At 67.2% G+C, this 16,989-nt stretch carries 16 protein-coding genes; 7 read left to right on the forward strand and 9 right to left on the reverse strand.

The genetic code is table 11. The features are described from left to right. Nucleotides 1-30: 30 nt before the first annotated feature. Nucleotides 31-672 carry a hypothetical protein gene (locus ACIA75_RS25340; RefSeq protein ID WP_397108152.1) on the forward strand — a complete coding sequence of 214 codons (642 nt, stop codon included), beginning with the start codon at nt 31-33 and terminating at the stop codon, nt 670-672. Here the strand turns inward: ACIA75_RS25340 and ACIA75_RS25345 are convergent. Beyond that, the gene (locus tag ACIA75_RS25345) at nt 650-1,267 is read right to left on the reverse strand and encodes a TetR/AcrR family transcriptional regulator (RefSeq protein ID WP_397108154.1); all 618 of its coding nucleotides are present in this window, start codon (nt 1,265-1,267) and stop codon (nt 650-652) included. The genes ACIA75_RS25340 and ACIA75_RS25345 overlap by 23 nt on opposite strands. A 94-nt stretch (nt 1,268-1,361) precedes the next feature. Here ACIA75_RS25345 and ACIA75_RS25350 point away from each other — a divergent pair, with 94 nt between their 5' ends. Next, nucleotides 1,362-2,195 (forward strand): acyl-CoA thioesterase, encoded by an 834-nt coding sequence (locus tag ACIA75_RS25350; protein WP_397108156.1) that lies wholly within the window; start codon nt 1,362-1,364, stop codon nt 2,193-2,195. A 27-nt stretch (nt 2,196-2,222) separates the two neighbouring features. Here the strand turns inward: ACIA75_RS25350 and ACIA75_RS25355 are convergent, their stop codons facing one another. Next, nucleotides 2,223-3,941: a GMC family oxidoreductase N-terminal domain-containing protein gene (locus tag ACIA75_RS25355; protein ID WP_397108158.1), complete on the reverse strand. Its 1,719-nt coding sequence runs from the start codon at nt 3,939-3,941 to the stop codon at nt 2,223-2,225. A 152-nt stretch (nt 3,942-4,093) separates the two neighbouring features. On the opposite strand from ACIA75_RS25355, the gene ACIA75_RS25360 reads away from it, so the two are divergent. Then, complete coding sequence (locus ACIA75_RS25360) at nt 4,094-4,747, forward strand: TetR/AcrR family transcriptional regulator (RefSeq protein ID WP_397109070.1); 654 nt, start codon at nt 4,094-4,096, stop codon at nt 4,745-4,747. Between the two features lie 6 nt (nt 4,748-4,753). Here ACIA75_RS25360 and ACIA75_RS25365 read toward each other — a convergent pair whose 3' ends face one another. From ACIA75_RS25365 to ACIA75_RS25380, 4 genes are all read right to left on the reverse strand, one after another. Continuing rightward, the gene (locus ACIA75_RS25365; RefSeq protein WP_397109072.1) at nt 4,754-5,869 is read right to left on the reverse strand and encodes an AI-2E family transporter; all 1,116 of its coding nucleotides are present in this window, start codon (nt 5,867-5,869) and stop codon (nt 4,754-4,756) included. A gap of 146 nt (nt 5,870-6,015) precedes the next feature. Next, nucleotides 6,016-7,341 (reverse strand): family 1 glycosylhydrolase, encoded by a 1,326-nt coding sequence (locus ACIA75_RS25370; protein WP_397108160.1) that lies wholly within the window; start codon nt 7,339-7,341, stop codon nt 6,016-6,018. Between the two features lie 530 nt (nt 7,342-7,871). After that, nucleotides 7,872-8,660 carry an SDR family NAD(P)-dependent oxidoreductase gene (locus tag ACIA75_RS25375; RefSeq protein ID WP_397108162.1) on the reverse strand — a complete coding sequence of 263 codons (789 nt, stop codon included), beginning with the start codon at nt 8,658-8,660 and terminating at the stop codon, nt 7,872-7,874. 68 nt (nt 8,661-8,728) lie between these two features. After that, nucleotides 8,729-9,397: an FMN-dependent NADH-azoreductase gene (locus ACIA75_RS25380; RefSeq protein WP_397108164.1), complete on the reverse strand. Its 669-nt coding sequence runs from the start codon at nt 9,395-9,397 to the stop codon at nt 8,729-8,731. Between the two features lie 63 nt (nt 9,398-9,460). On the opposite strand from ACIA75_RS25380, the gene ACIA75_RS25385 reads away from it, so the two are divergent. Beyond that, entirely contained in the window at nt 9,461-9,910 is a 450-nt protein-coding gene (locus ACIA75_RS25385) for a MarR family winged helix-turn-helix transcriptional regulator (protein ID WP_397108166.1), read from the forward strand. Nucleotides 9,911-10,081: 171 nt separating this feature from the next. Here the strand turns inward: ACIA75_RS25385 and mqo are convergent, their stop codons facing one another. Next, the gene (gene mqo, locus ACIA75_RS25390) at nt 10,082-11,596 is read right to left on the reverse strand and encodes a malate dehydrogenase (quinone) (RefSeq protein WP_397108168.1); all 1,515 of its coding nucleotides are present in this window, start codon (nt 11,594-11,596) and stop codon (nt 10,082-10,084) included. A gap of 89 nt (nt 11,597-11,685) precedes the next feature. Here mqo and ACIA75_RS25395 point away from each other — a divergent pair, with 89 nt between their 5' ends. Beyond that, nucleotides 11,686-12,603, forward strand: a complete 918-nt coding sequence (locus ACIA75_RS25395) for a LysR substrate-binding domain-containing protein (RefSeq protein WP_397108170.1) — start codon at nt 11,686-11,688, stop codon at nt 12,601-12,603. Between the two features lie 249 nt (nt 12,604-12,852). On the opposite strand, the gene ACIA75_RS25400 is transcribed toward ACIA75_RS25395, so the two are convergent. Then, nucleotides 12,853-13,650: an SDR family NAD(P)-dependent oxidoreductase gene (locus ACIA75_RS25400; RefSeq protein WP_397108172.1), complete on the reverse strand. Its 798-nt coding sequence runs from the start codon at nt 13,648-13,650 to the stop codon at nt 12,853-12,855. A gap of 421 nt (nt 13,651-14,071) precedes the next feature. On the opposite strand from ACIA75_RS25400, the gene ACIA75_RS25405 reads away from it, so the two are divergent. Then, a complete protein-coding gene (locus tag ACIA75_RS25405) occupies nt 14,072-15,349 on the forward strand; it encodes an amidase (protein WP_397108174.1) in 1,278 nt (425 codons plus the stop codon). A gap of 15 nt (nt 15,350-15,364) precedes the next feature. After that, nucleotides 15,365-15,523, forward strand: coding sequence for a hypothetical protein (locus ACIA75_RS25410; protein ID WP_397108176.1), 159 nt, complete (start codon nt 15,365-15,367; stop codon nt 15,521-15,523). Between the two features lie 10 nt (nt 15,524-15,533). Here ACIA75_RS25410 and ACIA75_RS25415 read toward each other — a convergent pair whose 3' ends face one another. After that, nucleotides 15,534-16,712, reverse strand: a complete 1,179-nt coding sequence (locus ACIA75_RS25415; protein ID WP_397108178.1) for a macrolide family glycosyltransferase — start codon at nt 16,710-16,712, stop codon at nt 15,534-15,536. Nucleotides 16,713-16,989 lie beyond the last annotated feature (277 nt).

A 16,989-nucleotide genomic window follows, 5' to 3' on the forward strand; every position in this document is an offset into this window, starting at 1 on the left:
GTGAGCCCTGGGCGAGGTATAACCGGCTCCATGAGTTACCCGGTGGACCTCGGGGTGCTGCAGGCCGGTGCGATCGTCGCGATCGTTCTCGGTGTGGCCCTGCTGATCTCGGCGCTGATCGCGCTGCGCAGGAAAGGGCCCGGGGCGTCGATCGCGCGGGGCGGGGGTGGTCTGGTGCTGCTGCTCGCCGCGACGCTGGTGCTGTGGACGGCCACTCTCCTGCAAACATATCTGGGTTTGACGGGGGAGATCCGCGCCGCCCATGTGGTGGTTTCCCCGGTCCCCGACGCGGAGCATCAGCTCGAGGTCGAATTGACCCTGTACGACGCCGAAGGCGGTACCACCGAGCGCAGTACCCATCGGGTCGAGGGCGACCTGTGGGTGCTGCAGGCGCAGATCGTCGAACTGGAACCTTGGGTGAACGCACTCGGCTTCCATTCGGGCTACAAGGTATCTCGCCTGTACGGGCAACGGCTCGACGGTGTCGCCACCGGGCAGAATCACATCTTCCTCAACGGCGGCGATCGTGATTTCTTCCGTGAGATGACCGAGGACCGCTGGTTCACCTCGCCGTTCGTCCGCTCCGCCTACGGCAACGCCGTGATCGCGATGCCGGGGGAGTACGACGTCTACATCTCCCGGGACGCGATCAAGACGCGTCCGGTGCCGTAACCGGCCACGGGACGGGGGCCGTGCCGATCGCTGAGCGGCACAGTACGTTCAGCTCGTCGACCACGGTGTCCAGCGCGGCGGGAGTGCGTTCGGTGCGCGCGAGGACGAGGGCGCCTTCCAAGGCGCTGACCACCAGCACGGCGACCGAGCGGGCACGTTCCGGCGCGGCCCCGTCGCGGACGAGCTTGCCGACGATCAGGTCGCGCCAGGTGTCGAAGGCCGCCCCCGCGGCGGTGACGGCATCCGGCTCGTTACCGAGTGCCGCGGCGGCGATGGGGCAGCCGACCGCGTAGTCGCCCCGGTCGAGCCCGCGGGCGAGGGTATCGGCGAGCGCCCGTAACGCCGCCGCGGTGTCGGGGATGCCCAGTGCTTCGGTGAGTTGACCGGTGACCCGGTCTCCGGCCACCCGGGTGGCCTCGGTGACCAGCTGTGCCCGGCCGCCGGGGAAGTGGTGGTAGACCGAGCCGCGGGGTGCACCGCTGGCGTTCAGCACATCGGCGAACGAGACCGCCGCGACGCCCCGGCGGCGGATGAGCGAGATCGCGCTGCGGATCATCGCCGCCCGTGGTCCGTCCGGATCCTTACGTCGTGGCATCGCACTGCTCCCGGTTGCCTCTCATTTCTATGTATGTTGTCATACTTATATTCGTCCCACCACCCGAACATCGGCACAATTCGCAGGAGGACCCGTGACCGGGATCGACGCGCCACCCCATCCGTTCGATACCGCCATCGCGACCGAATACATCGATACGCACCGTCTCACCGGCCGGACCTGCCCCGATTACGCGAATATGGTCGGGCCGTTCGGCGGTGTCACCGCGGCGGCGCTGCTGCGGGCGGTCGAAGAACATCCCGAGAGGCTGGGCGACCCGCTGTCGCTCACCGTCAACTACGCGGGCCCGATCGCGGACGGTCCGTTCGAGATCACTGCCCGTCCGGTCCGCACCAACCGCACGAATCAGCACTGGCAGCTCGAACTCGCCCAGGACGGCGCGATCACCACCACCGCGACCGCGGTGTTCGGGATCCGCCGCGACACCTGGGCGGATCTGGAACTCACCAGGCCGGCGGTGCCGGGTCCCGAACAGGCGGTACCGCAGGAATTCCCGGAATTCATCGCCTGGGGCCGCAACTACGATCTGCGTTTCGTCACCGGCGCCGTCCCCGAGGTCGCGCCGGCCGAACCGCAGCCCGGAAATCCGGATTCGGTGAGCACACTGTGGCTGCGCGACCAGCCGGCCCGGCCCCTGGATTTCGCCTCGCTCACCGCGATGTCGGACGCGTTCTACCCACGGGTCTTCCTGCGTCGTGGTCAGTACGTCCCCGCCGGAACCATTTCGCTCACCGTGTACTACCACGCCACGGCCGCTGAACTGGCCGCCCAGGGCACGGAGTACCTACTGGGCAGCGCCCGCGCGAACCGTTTCACACATGGTCATTTCGACCAGAACGCTCAGCTTTGGGGTCACGACGGCAGTCTGCTGGCGACGAGCCACCAGCTCGTCTACTTCAAGAGCTGACGTCCATCGCCGGCCGTGGCCGCAGGTTCAGCCGGCGGCCGGGTCGGTGACAGCGATGATCGGCAGCCGCAACGCGGCCGGTGCCGACTCGGGAACCACCGGCGATTTCGGGGATACGGGCGCGATCCGGCGATACGGTGCATCCTGCGGGGGCCGGGTATCGTCCTCGCCCTTGTTCGGCCAGTACGCCGCTGCCCGTTCTGCCTGAGCGGTGATGGTCAGCGAGGGGTTCACGCCCAGATTCGCCGATACTGCCGCACCGTCGACCACACTCAGCGTCGGATAGCCGAAAACCCGGTGATAGGCGTCGATCACCCCGGTGTCGCGGTCGGCGCCGATGGCCGCGCCGCCGAGGAAATGCGCGGTGAGCGGGATATTGAACACCTCGCCCCAGGTACCGCCCGCGGTTCCGCCGATCTGTTCGGCGACCCGGCGGGTCGCCTCGTTACCCGCCGGGATCCAGGTCGGATTCGGTTCCCCGTGCCCCTGCCGGCTGGTCAGCTTCCGGCCGAACAGGCCGCGCGTGGTGTAGGTGGTGATGGAGTTGTCCAGATGCTGCATCACCAGCGAGATGATGGTGCGCTCACTCCAGTTGCGGACACTCAGGAAACTGAGCAGCAGCAGCGGATGGCGCAGGGCGGTGCCGAGGAACCGCAGCCAGCGCGGAATCCGGCCACCGCCGTCGACCATGAGCGTCTGCAGCAGCCCCATCGCGTTCGAACCCTTCCCGTAGCGGACGGGTTCGATATGGGTATCGGGGGTCGGGTGGATCGACGAGGTGATCGCGACGCCGCGGGTGAAATCCTGTCCCGGGGCGAGTTTCTTGGTGGCGGCGCCCACGATCGACTCGGAATTGGTGCGGGTGAGCAATCCGAGCCGGTCGGACAGCTTCGGCAGCACTCGGCGATCTCGCATCGCATGCAGTAGCCGCTGGGTCCCCAGGGTTCCGGCGGCGACCACGACCTGCCGTGCGGTGTAGGTTGTCCGTTGTTTCCGGATCCACGCACCGGTTCGTTCCGCCGAGACGACCCAGCTCCCGTCGTCCTGCGGCTGCAGTTCGGTCACCGTGGTCATCGGCACGACCCGCGCCCCGGCCTGTTCGGCGAGATACAAGTAATTCTTGACCAGTGTGTTCTTGGCGCCGAACTTGCAGCCGACCATGCAGTCGCCGCATTCGACGCAGCCCGTGCGGGCGGGTCCCACACCACCGAAATATGGGTCGTCCACGGTTTCTCCGGGTTCGCCGAAGAAGACGCCGACCGGTGTCTGCACGAAGGTGTCGCCGACGCCCATATCCTCGGCAACCTGACGGAACACCTCGTCGGCCGGTGTGATGTGCGGGTTCTGCACCACCCCGAGCATCCGTTTCGCCTGCTCGTAGTAGGGCGTGAGCTCGGCTCGCCAGTCGGTGATATCGCGCCACTGCGGGTCCTGGAAGAAGGGCTCCGGGGGAACGTAGAGGGTGTTCGCGTAGTTCAGTGATCCGCCGCCGACGCCCGCGCCACCGAGGATGAGCACATTGCGCAGTGGGTGGATGCGCTGGATTCCGTAGCAGCCCAGTTTCGGTGCCCACAGGAACTTGCGCAGATCCCAGCTGGTCTTGGGGAGTTCGTCGTCGGTGTAACGGCGTCCCGCCTCCAGGACACCGACGGTGTAGCCCTTCTCCACGAGTCGCAGGGCGGTGACGCTGCCACCGAACCCGGAGCCGACGACGAGTACATCGAAATCGGTGGCCGCCTCGGACATGGGGCTACTCCTTGGTTCGGAAGGTCATCAGTGACTGGCGGTAACATTAACACAGGGATATGGAAGCGGCGATCACTCTTGTTGACACTGCTCTCGTCAATGGCCAGGCTGGGCCGGTGACGACCCCTCGTGCCCGCGCTCGCGCTCAGACCATGACCGATATCGTGCGTATCGCGCGCGAACATCTTGCCACCGGCGGCGCCTCCGCTCTGTCGCTGCGCGCCGTGGCGCGTGATCTGGGAGTGGTCTCTTCCGCGGTGTACCGCTACGTGCGCAGCCGGGACGAACTACTGACCCTGCTCGTGGTGGACGGCTACGACGCCCTCGGCGACGCGGTCGACACCGCCCTGGCCGAGGCCGGTGACGACCCGATCGAGCGGCTGCGGATCACCGCCCGCGCCGTGCGCACCTGGGCGCTGGCCGAACCCGCCTGGTACGGACTGCTGTTCGGCACCCCGGTACCCGGCTACGCCGCCCCGGCCGACCGTACCGAGATCCCGGGTACGCGGGTGATCATCACCCTGGTCCGTATCGTCGCCGAAGCACACCGGCGGCAGCTGCTGACTCGTCCGGCCGTGGACCCTCCGGTGCCGACGGGCCTGGCCCGCGATTTCACCCGGATCCGCGACGACCTCGGCCTCGAGCTACCGGACTGGGCACTCGCCCGTGCGCTCACCGTGTGGTGCACCCTGTTCGGTGCCGTCAGTTTCGACGTCTTCGATATGTACGGCGCCGACACCTTCACCGACCGGGCGCAGGTGTTCGAAGCCCATATCTCGGCCCTGGAGTCGCTGCTCGGCTGCTGAGGGCGCCTACTTCTCGGCAAGCCCGGCCTCGGTGCCGGCCACCGGTGGCTCCGCGTCACTGCCCGGATCCCCACCCGACCGGGCGACGGCGACATCGATCTGCTCGCTGATGTACCGGATCACCACCGCCACCACGGCCACCACCGGAACCGCCAGGAACGCGCCGGTGATGCCGTACAGCGTGCCGCCGCCGGTGACGGCCAGCAGCACCACCACCGCATGCAGTTTCATGGTCCGGCTCTGCAGCACCGGCTGCAGCACATTTCCCTCGAGTTGCTGGACGGCGATGATGATCGCCAGCACGATCAGCGCCGTGGTGAACCCGTTCCCTACCAGCGCCACCAGCACCGCGAGCGCCCCGGCGACGAAAGCGCCCACCATGGGGATGAACCCACCGAGGAAGGTCAGCGCGGTCAGCACGCCCCACAGCGGCACCCCGAGTATCACCAGTCCGAGGCCGATGAAGAAGGCGTCGATAAAACTCACCACCGCCTGGGTGCGGATGAATCCGCCGAGGACATCCCACACCCGGACCAGCACTTCCTCGAAGTGACGTCCGCTGCTTCCGCCCACGAACTTGTGCAGCCACGGCAGGAATTTGGGGCCGTCCTTGATGAAGAAGAACGAGAGCACCAGCACCAGGAAAATGGTGATCAGCACCGAGGTCGCCGTGCTGACCCCGGTGAAGACCCCGGAAGCGATCTGCTCGGCGCTGGACTGCATCCGCGACACCACCGCGTCCACCGCGGAATCCAGCTGCTCGTCGCGGATGTTCAGCGGCGGCCCCTGCAGCCAATCCCGCACGGTATTGATACCGGTGGTGGCTTTGTCGGAGAGTTCGGGCACCTGATCCACCACCGAGGGCACGATCAACGCGATCCCGCCCGACAACACCCCGATGAAGCCGATCAGGGTCAGCGACGCCGCGGCAGCGGGCGGTAGGCCCGCTCTCATCAGCAGCCCGGTCGGCGGCCACAGCACGGTGGCGACGACGATGGCCAGCAGCACCGGCAGCAGCACCACCCACAGTCTCGCCGCCACGAACCCGAGCACCCACGCGCCCGCCGCTATGGCAACGATGCACAAGGCCCATTTCGCGAGCCACAGCACCCCGGATCCCATCACATCCCCCCGGTCCCGTGGGGCGGAGGTAGTTGGGCCGGAGATGTCGTCGCGGATCTCTTTCTCCCCGTTCACCCGGCCAGTCTCGCACGAGGGTTCGACCGGGGCAGTGCACCGGCTCGATGTAACGTTTCGTGGTGGCCGGATCAGTGCGGCACGGTCACCGGATCGGTGCAGCTGGACGTCCCGTCCACGATCGAACATGCCGCGGGTGCCCGGGTCGGCCGATAGTCACCCGGCACACCACCGTGGCGGGTGATCGCCGAGTAGGCGGCGACCGCGTCGGTGGGCCGGCGGGTGAGGTCCGGATCGCCGAGGACGTCGACTGTGTAGAGCCCGAATCGAGGCGTGTAGGAGCCCCATTCGTAGTTGTCGGTCAGGCTCCAATAGTTGTAGCCCATCACATTCATTCCGTCGGCGGCCGCGCGCTGCAGCCAGTAGACGGTGTCGCGGAGCAGGTCGGCGCGGGTATAGCCGTCGGCCCGGGGGCGCCCGTTCTCGGTCGGCATGCCGTTCTCCACGATGTACAGCGGTGTGCCGGGGAAACGCCGCGCGTAATGGTCGAGCGCGTAGTAGATCCCCTCGGACTGCAGGGACAGCGTCCACAGTTTGCCGGGGTCCGGGAACTGAGTGAGCACACTGTGCGGGGAGAACCCGTAGTAATAGTCGATCCCGATGTAATCGAGGTTCGCACCGACACGGTCGATGAAACCACCGTTGACGGCGTCCTCGGCGGCCGGGATATAGGCGACGTTGCTGCTGACCATCGCGCCGGGCCGAATGCGGTGGATATGGTCGTAGACGGCATTGTGGGCGAGGGCCATCCGCTCCTGCATCACCGGGATATCGGCGATTCCGATACCGCCGTGGCGCACCTCGTTCATCAGGTAGGCCGCGGGCTCGTTGAAGGTGATCCACAGGGGATCGAAAGCCGTATATCGCTCGACGACGGTCCGCGCATTCGCCAGCCAGTCGTCGACCATTCCGGCGCGCCGCCAGCCGCCCCGGTCGACCTGCCACCCCGGGTACACCCAGTGATCGAGGGTCAGCATCGGCCGCATGCCCGCGGCGCGGATCGTGGCGATCACGTCGTCGTAGAACCGGAATCCGTTCTCGTCCCAGACACCCGGCTGCGGCTGGACCCGCGCCCATTCGATTCCGATCCGGTACACCCGCACACCCAGGCCGGCGGCGAGCGCGATATCGGATCGGTAGCGCGAGTAGAAGTCGACGGAGTCGAGGTAGGGATCCTCGGTTTTCCCCGCGGCGATGTAACGGGTCCAGTTGCTGTCCGGCGCCCGGCCCTCGGACTGGAACCCGGAGGACGCCACACCCCACAGGAATTCGCGTCCCAGCGGTGCGACTTCCAGCGGGGGAGCGGGGCGGCCGGCGGCCGTGGCCGTTCCGAGCGCGAGAGCGCCGGCGGTGAGCGCGCCGGTGGTCAGAAATCGGCGACGGTTCAGCGGACCCATCGACTCGGCCTCCTTTTCGGCATTGCCACGACCGGCCCGAGGCGGCGCCGGTCCCGGCGCACCAGCCTAGCGGGCGTAGCCCGTTCACAGAGGGGGGATTCGGAGCGACAGCCCAGGCCTGCCGTCACAGAACCCGCTCGGGTGCAACGATTCCCGCAATAATCCGTCGTGCGGACCCGTCGGCATCGAGAGCTGAAGGACTCCAAAAGTCGCCATCCGTAGAGCAAACGGTGATACGTTTATATGCGCATCAAAATATGTGTGGTGAAATCCGACTCCGACCACGAAAGCTCGACGCTCAACGCGTGGATCGATCGGTTCTCACGTTCGCGCAGGCCGGTCAGGATAAGGAGGAATCACCGGAACAGTTCGCAGAACACCTCTACGGAATATCCGCGAGCGGGGCAACGTCGGTCGGGTGAGGTGTCCCGTTGCTCGATCGGCTTACGGAACAGCTCAGGATGTCGTGGCGACTTGGAGCCGGCCCTCTCCGCTGGAGTTGACCAGCAAAGCCTCCCTATCCCGGCGCGCTATCCGCCTGCGTGTGGTGCGCGTGCGGCGGAGGATCCTTCTCGGAGGACCTCTCCGGTGAGATTCCGGTTGGCGTCAGATCCCAGGAACACGATCAGGTGGGCGACATCGTCAGGATCGGACAGTCGCCGGGTCGGGGTGCCCGCGGCCAGCTCGGCGATCACGGCCTCGGGAAACGCCGCTCTGGTTTCGGTGAGTGTGAACCCGGGGGCGACGACGTTGACGAGAATGCCGTCCCGGCCGCCTTCCCAGGCGAGACTGCGCGATAGACCGTACAGGCTCGATTTGGCCGTGCCGTACGGGCCGGGTCCGGGGATCCCTTCCTCGGCCACGCTGGAGGAGATCAGCACCATGCGCCCCCAGCCGTTCCTGCGCATGCCTGGCAGTACCGACCGGATTACCGCCACGGTGCCGATCAGGTTGGCGCCGATCATCCTGTGCCAGTGGTCGAGCGGCACATCCTCGAACCGAATGCTGGGGTCGGGCGGGGCGTCCCCACCCCAGTCGACCGCGTTGGCGACGAGAACGTCGATATCACCCCAGCGCTCGGTGACCGCTCCCACCGCCGCGGTTGCGGTGGCGGCATCGGCGAGCCGCAACGGCACGACCATCGCCTCCCCGCCGGCCGCCTCGACCGACGACGCCGCGGTTTCCGCGCCCGCGCGGTCGGTGTGGTAGGTGATCGCCACCCGGGCCTGCTCGGCCCCGAACGCGCGAGCCGTGGCAGCGCCGATGCCTTTGGAGGCTCCGGTCACCAGTACCACGCGGCCCTTCATTCCTGTATCCATGTTTCTCCGATTTCCGGTGTTTCCCGGGGCTCGTGAGCGCCCGCTCGAAAGTTGTTGCAGGAGTTGGCTCAGCTCGACGGTTGCAGTGGTCGTCCGATCGAGGTGGCGAGCGCGGCGGCGGCTTCCAACGCGGCGGCTCGCGACCTCTGGTGAGAGTCCTTGAATTCGGCGAGGAACGGGACGTGGAGTGCGTTGGTCAGTTCCGTATGGATGAAGTGCAGATCCGTGAGCCCGAGTGTCTCGAAGTAGGCCCGTAGGTAGGGCTCTTGGTAGTCGTGGGCTGCGCGTGGTGTTTCCGGCGCGTACGAGCCGCCCCGGGCGGTAACCACGACCGCGGACCGCCCGGTCAGCGGCAGCCAGGGGAAGGAAATCTGGTCGATCCACGCCTTGAGCGTCGAGGGAAGTGAGAAGTTGTACATCGGGCTCGCGATCAGCAGCACGTCCGCTGCCAGCAGTTCCTCGATCAGCGGCCGGCTCACCGCCCAGCTTCTCTCCTGTGCCGGGGTTCGCACCGCACTGGACATATCGGCCAGCTTCCGGATCTCTGTTGCGGATGCCTGGATCGCGATCTCGGTGCGCGCCTCGTCGACCGGCGGCACGGGATCGGCAGCCAGATCCCGGTAGGTGTAGTCGTCGTCGGGGTGCCCGGTGCGCCATTCGGCGGCGAACACTCCGGCGACTTCGCGGGAGAAGGACGCCCTCCTGACGCTTGAGTCGATGTGCAGCAGATGTGCCACGGTATCTCCGATCTTCAGATTATATAGCCGACCATATAATAGCCGACTGTATAATAGTCGGCTATGGAACTGCCTCGACCAGGATCAGGCCGCGACATCGCTCGCGGCGTAGGTCCGATCGGCTACGCCCTCGCACTCGCCGCGCGTGCACACCGGGCCGATCTGACGCGGCGGCTTGCCCAGTTAGGGTTGCATCCCGGCCAAGAGCTCATCGTGGTCGACCTCCATGAGCACCCCGGGTCGACGCAGGCCGAGCTGGTAGATCGCATGGGAATCGAGCAGCCCACGATCGCCAAGACCATCAGCCGAATGGAGCGCTCCGGCTTCGTGGAGCGGACCCACGACGATTCCGACCGGCGAGTCATTCGACTGCGTCTGTCCGCGCAAGGAGAACAGGCAGTCGAGCCGGTGCGAGCCGCGTGGCGCGACGCCGAAACCGTGATCACCGGTCGGCTCAGCGCGGCCGAACGCCGCCAACTCATCAATCTGCTGCAGGGGATCGGTGACCCGTGATTCCGGGAAGGCGTAGTCAGACCAGGGTGCCGCGCCCCCTCCGTTGTTCTCTGCGCCGTTACTACCGGGACCCCGACCTGGGGGAGTGGTGGCGTCTATGGTCGGGCCCAGCCGTGTCACCGAGGTCGTTCTAGGCGCTGAGCGGGCTCGGGAATCCGCGCTGCCGCCGGTTCACTCAATGCCGCTTTGCCCGTGGTTCAAGCCCAAGAACCGGCCGGTGCGGGCGAAAGTGTGGTCCACGGTCTGCTGGTCGGTATCGACCGGAGTGGTGAGCGCGGGCATCATCCTGGTCAGCACCGGCTCCCACCGCGTGGCATGCTGCGGAAAGCATCGCGCCAGCAGGTCGGTCATGATCGCCGGGGCGGTGGAGGCGCCGGGGGAGGCTCCGAGCAGTCCGGCGATGGTGCCTTCGGCTCCGACGACCAGTTCGGTGCCGAAGGTCAGGATGCCGATCTTGTGTGGATCCGGTGTGATCAGCTGGGCTCGTTGGCCGGCTCGGATCGGATACCAGTCGGCGGGGTCGGCGTCGGGGTAGAAGCGTTGGAGTTGTGCGAATTTGCGGCGGCGGGTGCAGAGGAGTTGTCCGACGAGATAGCGGACGAGGGGCAGGTTCCGAAGGCCGGCGGCGAGGAGTACGGCAAGGTTGGACCAGCGGATCGTGGTGAACACATCGGTCCGCCGCCCGTGGGTGAGCAGTCTGGTACCGAAGGTGGCGTAGGGCCCGAACAGGAGCGATCCGCGGCCGTCGACGACGCGCCGGTCCAGATGCGGCACCGACATGGGCGGGGCGCCGAGCGCGGCTTGGCCGTACACCTTCGCGTCGTGGCGGGCGACTACATCGGGATTGTCGGTGCGCAGGAACTCGGCGCCGAACGGGAACACCGCATAGCCGCGGACTTCGGGAATGCGGGCCTTCTGCAGGAGCCGGAGGGCGCCGCCGCCCGCCCCGACGAAAACGAACCGGGCCCGGATCGCATGGCGCCGTCCGGTATCGCGGTCGTGCACGTCGAGGGTCCAGAGCCCATCGCGGCCGCGCCGCAGCCCGGTGACCTCATGCCGAACCAGGACCTGGGCACCGGCAGCGGTCATGATCGCGGTGAGTGCCCGGGTCAAGGCGCCGAAATCGATATCGGTGCCGGCGCGGTACCGGGTGGCGGCCATCGGTCCGGTGTGGGCGCGGCCGGACATGATCAGTGGCGCCCATTCCGCGAGAGTGCCCGGGTCTTCGGTGTACTCCAGCGCGGAGAACAGCGGCAGCGTCCGCAGTGTCGCGTAGCGCCGGCGCAGGTAGGTGACGTCACGCTCGCCGAATACGACGTCGATATGCGGTGCGGAACGGATGAACGAGGCGGGGTCGGTGAGGTCGCCGTTCTCTACCAGTGCCGCCCAGAACTGCCGCGAGAGGTGGAACGAACGCCCGATCTGCGCGGCCTTCTCCGGATCGGACGGGTCGGGCATATAGTTCAGCTCGCAGAACCCGGCATGACCGGTGCCCGCGTTGTTCCACGGGCTCGAACTCTCACCTGCTACCTTGCCGAGCCGTTCGAACACGGTCACCGACCAGTCCGGCTGCAGTTGGGCCAATAACGCGCCCAGTGTCGCGGACATGATGCCGCCCCCGATGAGCGCAACGTCGAGAATTTCCGGTGCACCCGGTTTCGGGTCGCCGGCGGCTGAGGGCTTCATCCGATGCCTCCTGTGTCGGTGTTGATGGCATCGTGGCCGCCCGGCAACTCATGCGTCTACAAGCAATAACGGGAGAATATGATCCATATATGGATGAATTTCCGTCTGCCCAGGTCGAGGCCCTCGCACCGCTACTGGCGGCGTTCGAGGCGGCGGCTGGTGAGGGACACATCACGCGCGCCGCTCATCGGCTGGGCGTCCCGCAATCCTCATTGAGCAGGCGGTTGAAAACCGTCGAACAGGCGATCGGCGTTCCGCTGTTCCAGCCGGTCGGCCGCGGTATCGCACTCACGGCCGCGGGACGCGAATTGTTCGACCGTACGCGGGGGATGGTCCGCGCCCTCGATGACGCCGTCGCGGTGGTGCGCGGTCAGGCCGATCCGGACAGTGGGCTCGTTCGTTTCGGATTCCCGCTCACTCTCGGGCCGGTCAGCATCCCTTCGTTGCTGGCCGAGTTCCACCGGACTGCACCACGGATACGGCTGCATCTGGTCCAGGCTCATGGGGAAGCCCTCGCCGAGATGATCCGAGACGGGCGACTCGATCTCGCTGTCGTGATTCCCGCACCCACCGACCTCCCGGCAATCACGCTGGGACACCAGCGCATCCATCTGTATGTCGCCCACCACCATCGGCTGGCCGGACGGGACACGGTCGGCCTCGCCGAGCTCGCCGACGAGACGTTCATCGCGAACCCGGCCACCTACCACTTGCGCCGACTGCTGGATTCCTGCTGCGCCGCCGCAGGGTTCGCTCCGAATGTCGCGTTCGAGATCACCGAGTTCGAAACCTTGCGCGCGCTCGTCGCGCGCAACCTGGGCATCGCCCTGCTACCCGAAGCCGAAACGCCGCATGCGGATCTGCACCGGATCCTCCTGACCGATCCGCCGGAACGCAGCATCGGCCTGGTCTCCGGGAACCACCGCCCGACGCACGCTGTCGCACGCCTGCGCGATGTGCTGGCGCAGCATCTGGACCGAGCCCTGAGGACTTCGACCCCCGCGTGACGCCGGGGTAGGGGAGTGTGCGGTCCGGAGGCCCCCAGCGTTGCCCGGGCAAGTCCGCGTGGCCGTCGCCGGGGACCGGGGTTCACTGCGACCGGCAGTCGGTGTTTCGTTCCTGCTCGGGATATGGTTACCAAAATAAGATAGATACGGCGATATGCGCATCTAACAATATAGGTCTGCTCCAACTATCGCCCCACCTACAGAGACAACCTCCTGACCAAAACAAGCAACGGACTGGGGGAGGATCTTTCAGCCGTCGTTTGTGCTGCTCGCCGCGGTCATGTCGGCGAGCCGGTCGACGATGTTCGGGTATCGCATCGTATGAGCGCCGCCGTTGAGATCGATCGCGGCGCCGGTCATCCAGCCGGCCGCATCGGACGTCAGGAAGCCGATGGTCTGCGCGATGTCCTCGGGTGTGCCCGGGCGGCCCAGCGGTGTGTTTTCGACGTATTCGTCGACGAGTCCCGGCACCAAGGTCGCGCCGTAGGTGAGCGGCGTGTGGACGAACCCCGGGTTGACCGCGTTGACGCGGATCCTGCGCGGCGCCAGTTCCATGGCCGCGACCTCGGCGAGCATGAGCACTCCGGCCTTGGCGGAACAGTATGCACTCATCGCCACGCCCGGCTGTCGCCCGTTCAGCGAGGCCACGAGTACCACCGAGCCGCCCTCACGCACGCTTCGTGCGGCTTCTTTGACCGAGAGGAAGGCCCCGGTGAGGCAGACATCCACGGTGGCTTGCCAATCGGCGAGAGAGAGGTCGGCGATGGTTCCGGGGCGGGATATCCCGGCACAGTCGACGACGGCGCCGACCGGGCCGTGGTCGGCGGTGACGGTGTCGAAGAGTGTGCGCATACCGGTCTCATCGGTGACCTGTACCTGATGGCCGGCAGTGGATCCGCCGAGTTCGCCGGCCCGGGCGGTCGCGGCGGCACCGTCGAGGTCGGCGATGATCACCGTATCCCCGCGGGCGGCCATGAGCGCAGCGGTGGCCCAGCCGATTCCGGAGGCGCCGCCGATGATGACCGCGACCTGTCCTTGTGTGCTCATAGCCATGCCTCCGTAACTGTTCTCGGCCGCGTGTCCCGGCCGACTCGGTTCGGACACGAATCTATACGGCTGTCCAGCACCTTCTCCGGACTTCGGCCGATACCCGCACCGCCCGAAGAATGAAGTCCTCCCGAACGTCCGGGCCGAGATCGATCGGGCCGCGTGTCGCCGTGGCCGGCCGGTCGGGCGAACAGTCCGTAGGCGGGGAGGAACGCATTGAGACATCCCTCCCATTGCGCCAAGCGGCATTGCATGCCCTGCGCCAGGGGAGTTTTCCCGCGGCCGGCGTTGTGACCTGGGGTGGGCCGTCTTCGCCGGCAGAACGACTGCGTGATTTCTCCGATGCAGGTGGTCCGTTCGACTGTCCGTTGTGCGAAGCGGCGTTTTATGCCCTCTGCGGGAGGCCAATAGCGTCCGATTCATGGAGTGGAATTATCGGTCGGCCGAAGAGCTCGTGGCCGCTTTGCGTGTCGGTGCGGTGACCTCGGTGGAATTGACCGACGCGGCGATCGCCCGGATCGAGCGCGACGACAAGGTGATCAACGCGATCTGTGTGCCGGACTTCGACCGTGCGCGGGCCGCCGCGCGCGATGCCGACGAGGCGCGCGCCCGCGGCGTGGACCGGCCGCTGCTCGGTATCCCGGTGACGGTCAAGGAGTCCTACAATATGGCCGGTCTGCCGACGACCTGGGGCATGCCGGAGTACCGGGACCATGTGCCGGCCGAGGACGCGGTGCAGGTGTCGCGGTTGAAGGCGGCCGGCGCGGTGCTGCTCGGTAAGACCAATGTGCCGTTGACGCTGCGCGATATCCAGAGCTTCAACGAGATTTACGGCACCACCAATAATCCGTGGGATCACGGCCGCACGTCGGGTGGGTCGTCCGGGGGTTCGGCGGCGGCCTTGGCGGCCGGATTCGGTGCGCTGTCCATCGGTTCCGACCTCGCCGGTTCGCTGCGGACTCCGGCGCATTTCTGCGGTGTCTACGCGCATAAGCCGACACTCGGGCTGGCGCCGACCCGCGGCATGGTCGCACCGCCCGCACCGGCCTTGCCGATCGACCTCGACCTCGCCGTCGTCGGCCCGATGGCGCGCACCGCCCGCGATCTCACGCTGCTGCTCGACGTGATGGCCGGACCGGACCCGCTGACCCACGGCGTCGCCTACGACGTCGCAGTGCCGCCCGCGCGCCACGAGCGGCTGGCGGACTTCCGGGTCCTGATCATCGAGGACCATCCGCTCATTCCGACCGGATCGGCGGTGCGGGCGGGCGTGAACCGGGTCGCCGAGGCGCTCGCCGACGAGGGCGCCCGCGTCGAACGGCACAGTCCGCTGCTACCCGATCCGGCCGAAGCGGCGTCGCTCTACATGCTGTTGATGCTGTCGAACGCCGCCGCGGGTCTTCCCGTCGACGTGTACGAGCAGCTGCAGACCCACGCCGCCGCACTGAGCGCGGATGACCGGAGTCTCGATGCGGCGCGGCTGCGCGGCATGGTGCTCAGCCACCGCGGCTGGGTCGAGGCGAACAATGGTCGTGAACTGCACCGCCGCGGCTGGCGGCAGCTGTTCGCCGAGTTCGATGTCGTGGTGTGCCCTATCACGCCCACTCCCGCCTTCCCGCACGACCACAACGGAGGTCTGGAGGACCGGCACATCGATATCGACGGCGTCGACTACCCGTACTTCGATCAGCTCGTCTGAGCCGGGGTGGCCTCCATGCCCGGTCTGCCCGCCACCGCGATCCCCGCGGGCCGCTCGCCCGCGGGGCTGCCGGTGGGAGTGCAGCTCATCGGTCCGATGTTCGAGGACCGCACCCCGCTGCTGCTGGCCGAACTGCTGGAGCAGAAGATCGGCGGTTTTCAGGCGCCGACGTAAGGCTGCACTCTCAGGGGAGCATTTCTTCGATCAGGTCGGCTGCGCGCCGTGTTCCGCCTTCGGCGCGGGCGGCGTCGCGCAGCCGGGCCGACCGCTCGGCGACGGCGGGGTCGCCTGTCAGGTCGAGCAGTGCGGCGCGCAGTGTTTCGGGGGTCGCGTCGCCGGTGTCGATGCGCTGGGCGACGCCGAGTTCTACCAGCCGGTCCGCGTTGGCGAACTGTTCCGCGGCCTGGGGGACGGCGATCATGGGGACGCCGGTGAACAGTCCTTCGCTGCTGCCGCCCATTCCGGCGTGGGTGACGAAGGCGTCGGCCTGTTCGAGGATGGCGAGCTGCGGTACCCAGGAGTGCACGTCGACGTTGGCCGGGATATCGCCGAGTTCGTCGTGGTCGGTGTATTTTCCGATCTGCAGGACCACATACCAGCCGGGGAGGTTGCCGAATGCGGCCAGGCACCGCCGGTAGAACTCGGGTTGCCGGGTGTAGGCGGAGCCGAGGGAGATCAGGAGCACGTTGCCGTCGTCGGCGGGCCGGGTCCAGGTGTCGCGGGCGGCGCGTTCGCCGAAGCAGGGGCCGACGAAGGTGACGGCGTCGGTGTCGACCTGTTCGGCATGCGGTTGCATCGCGCGGGGTATGAGGGCCAGGGCGCGGGCGGGCCGGCCGGAGAAGGTGTCGACATCGGTGGTTGTGGCGCCGGCGTCGGCGAGCCATCGGGAGAACCGAGAACGGTAGGTGTCGGCGCCGGGAAGTTGCCAGAGTTGGGTGGCGAGCTCGTCGTGGTCGTAGCCGGACCAGGCGACGTAGGTGGGGGACAATTGCAGGACGGGCCGGTTCTGGGTTTCGGCCAGGGCTCGCGCGGCGTAGGCGCCGATGTCGTACAGGTACAGGTCGGCGGGGTCGGGGTCGTAGGTGGCGCGGAGTTGCGGAAGCGCCTGTATCGCGTTGTCCAGGAACAGGCTCATGGCGGCGATGGGATCGTCGGGCCAGTTGTTGTCCGCGGTGGGCAGTGTCGAGTCGCAGGGGACGAGTTCGGCGCCGGTGGCGGTGATCAGGTCGGCGACGGCGGGATCGTTGGCGTAGGTGACCCGGTGGCCGCGGGCGACGAGTTCGCGGATGATCTCGAGGCTGGGCAGGATGTGGCTGACGGCGGGTACGCCGGCCATGGCGATATGGGCTGGGCGTGCGGGCATGAGATCTCGTTCCAGGTCTACGGCGAATGGTTTGTCACCCGGGCCGGGGTCCGGGTGCTGTGGTGGGACATCGCGTCCGTCCGTTCAGCAGTAGAACTGAGGAAAGTACAGTGGTGCGACCCATTTTCCTGCGGGGGGCGAGCGGTCCGGCAGTCGATGGCGACACGCGGTAATTATCAAATGTGCAATTGTGAGTTGCGTTGGTTATCTGATTCGGAATCCGCGGTTCTCTTCGTGGCTTCGTCCCGGGGGGAGTGGTGTAACCGGCTGGGATCCG

The sequence above is a fragment of the Nocardia sp. NPDC051750 genome, assembly GCF_044453135.1.
GTDB lineage: Bacteria > Actinomycetota > Actinomycetes > Mycobacteriales > Mycobacteriaceae > Nocardia.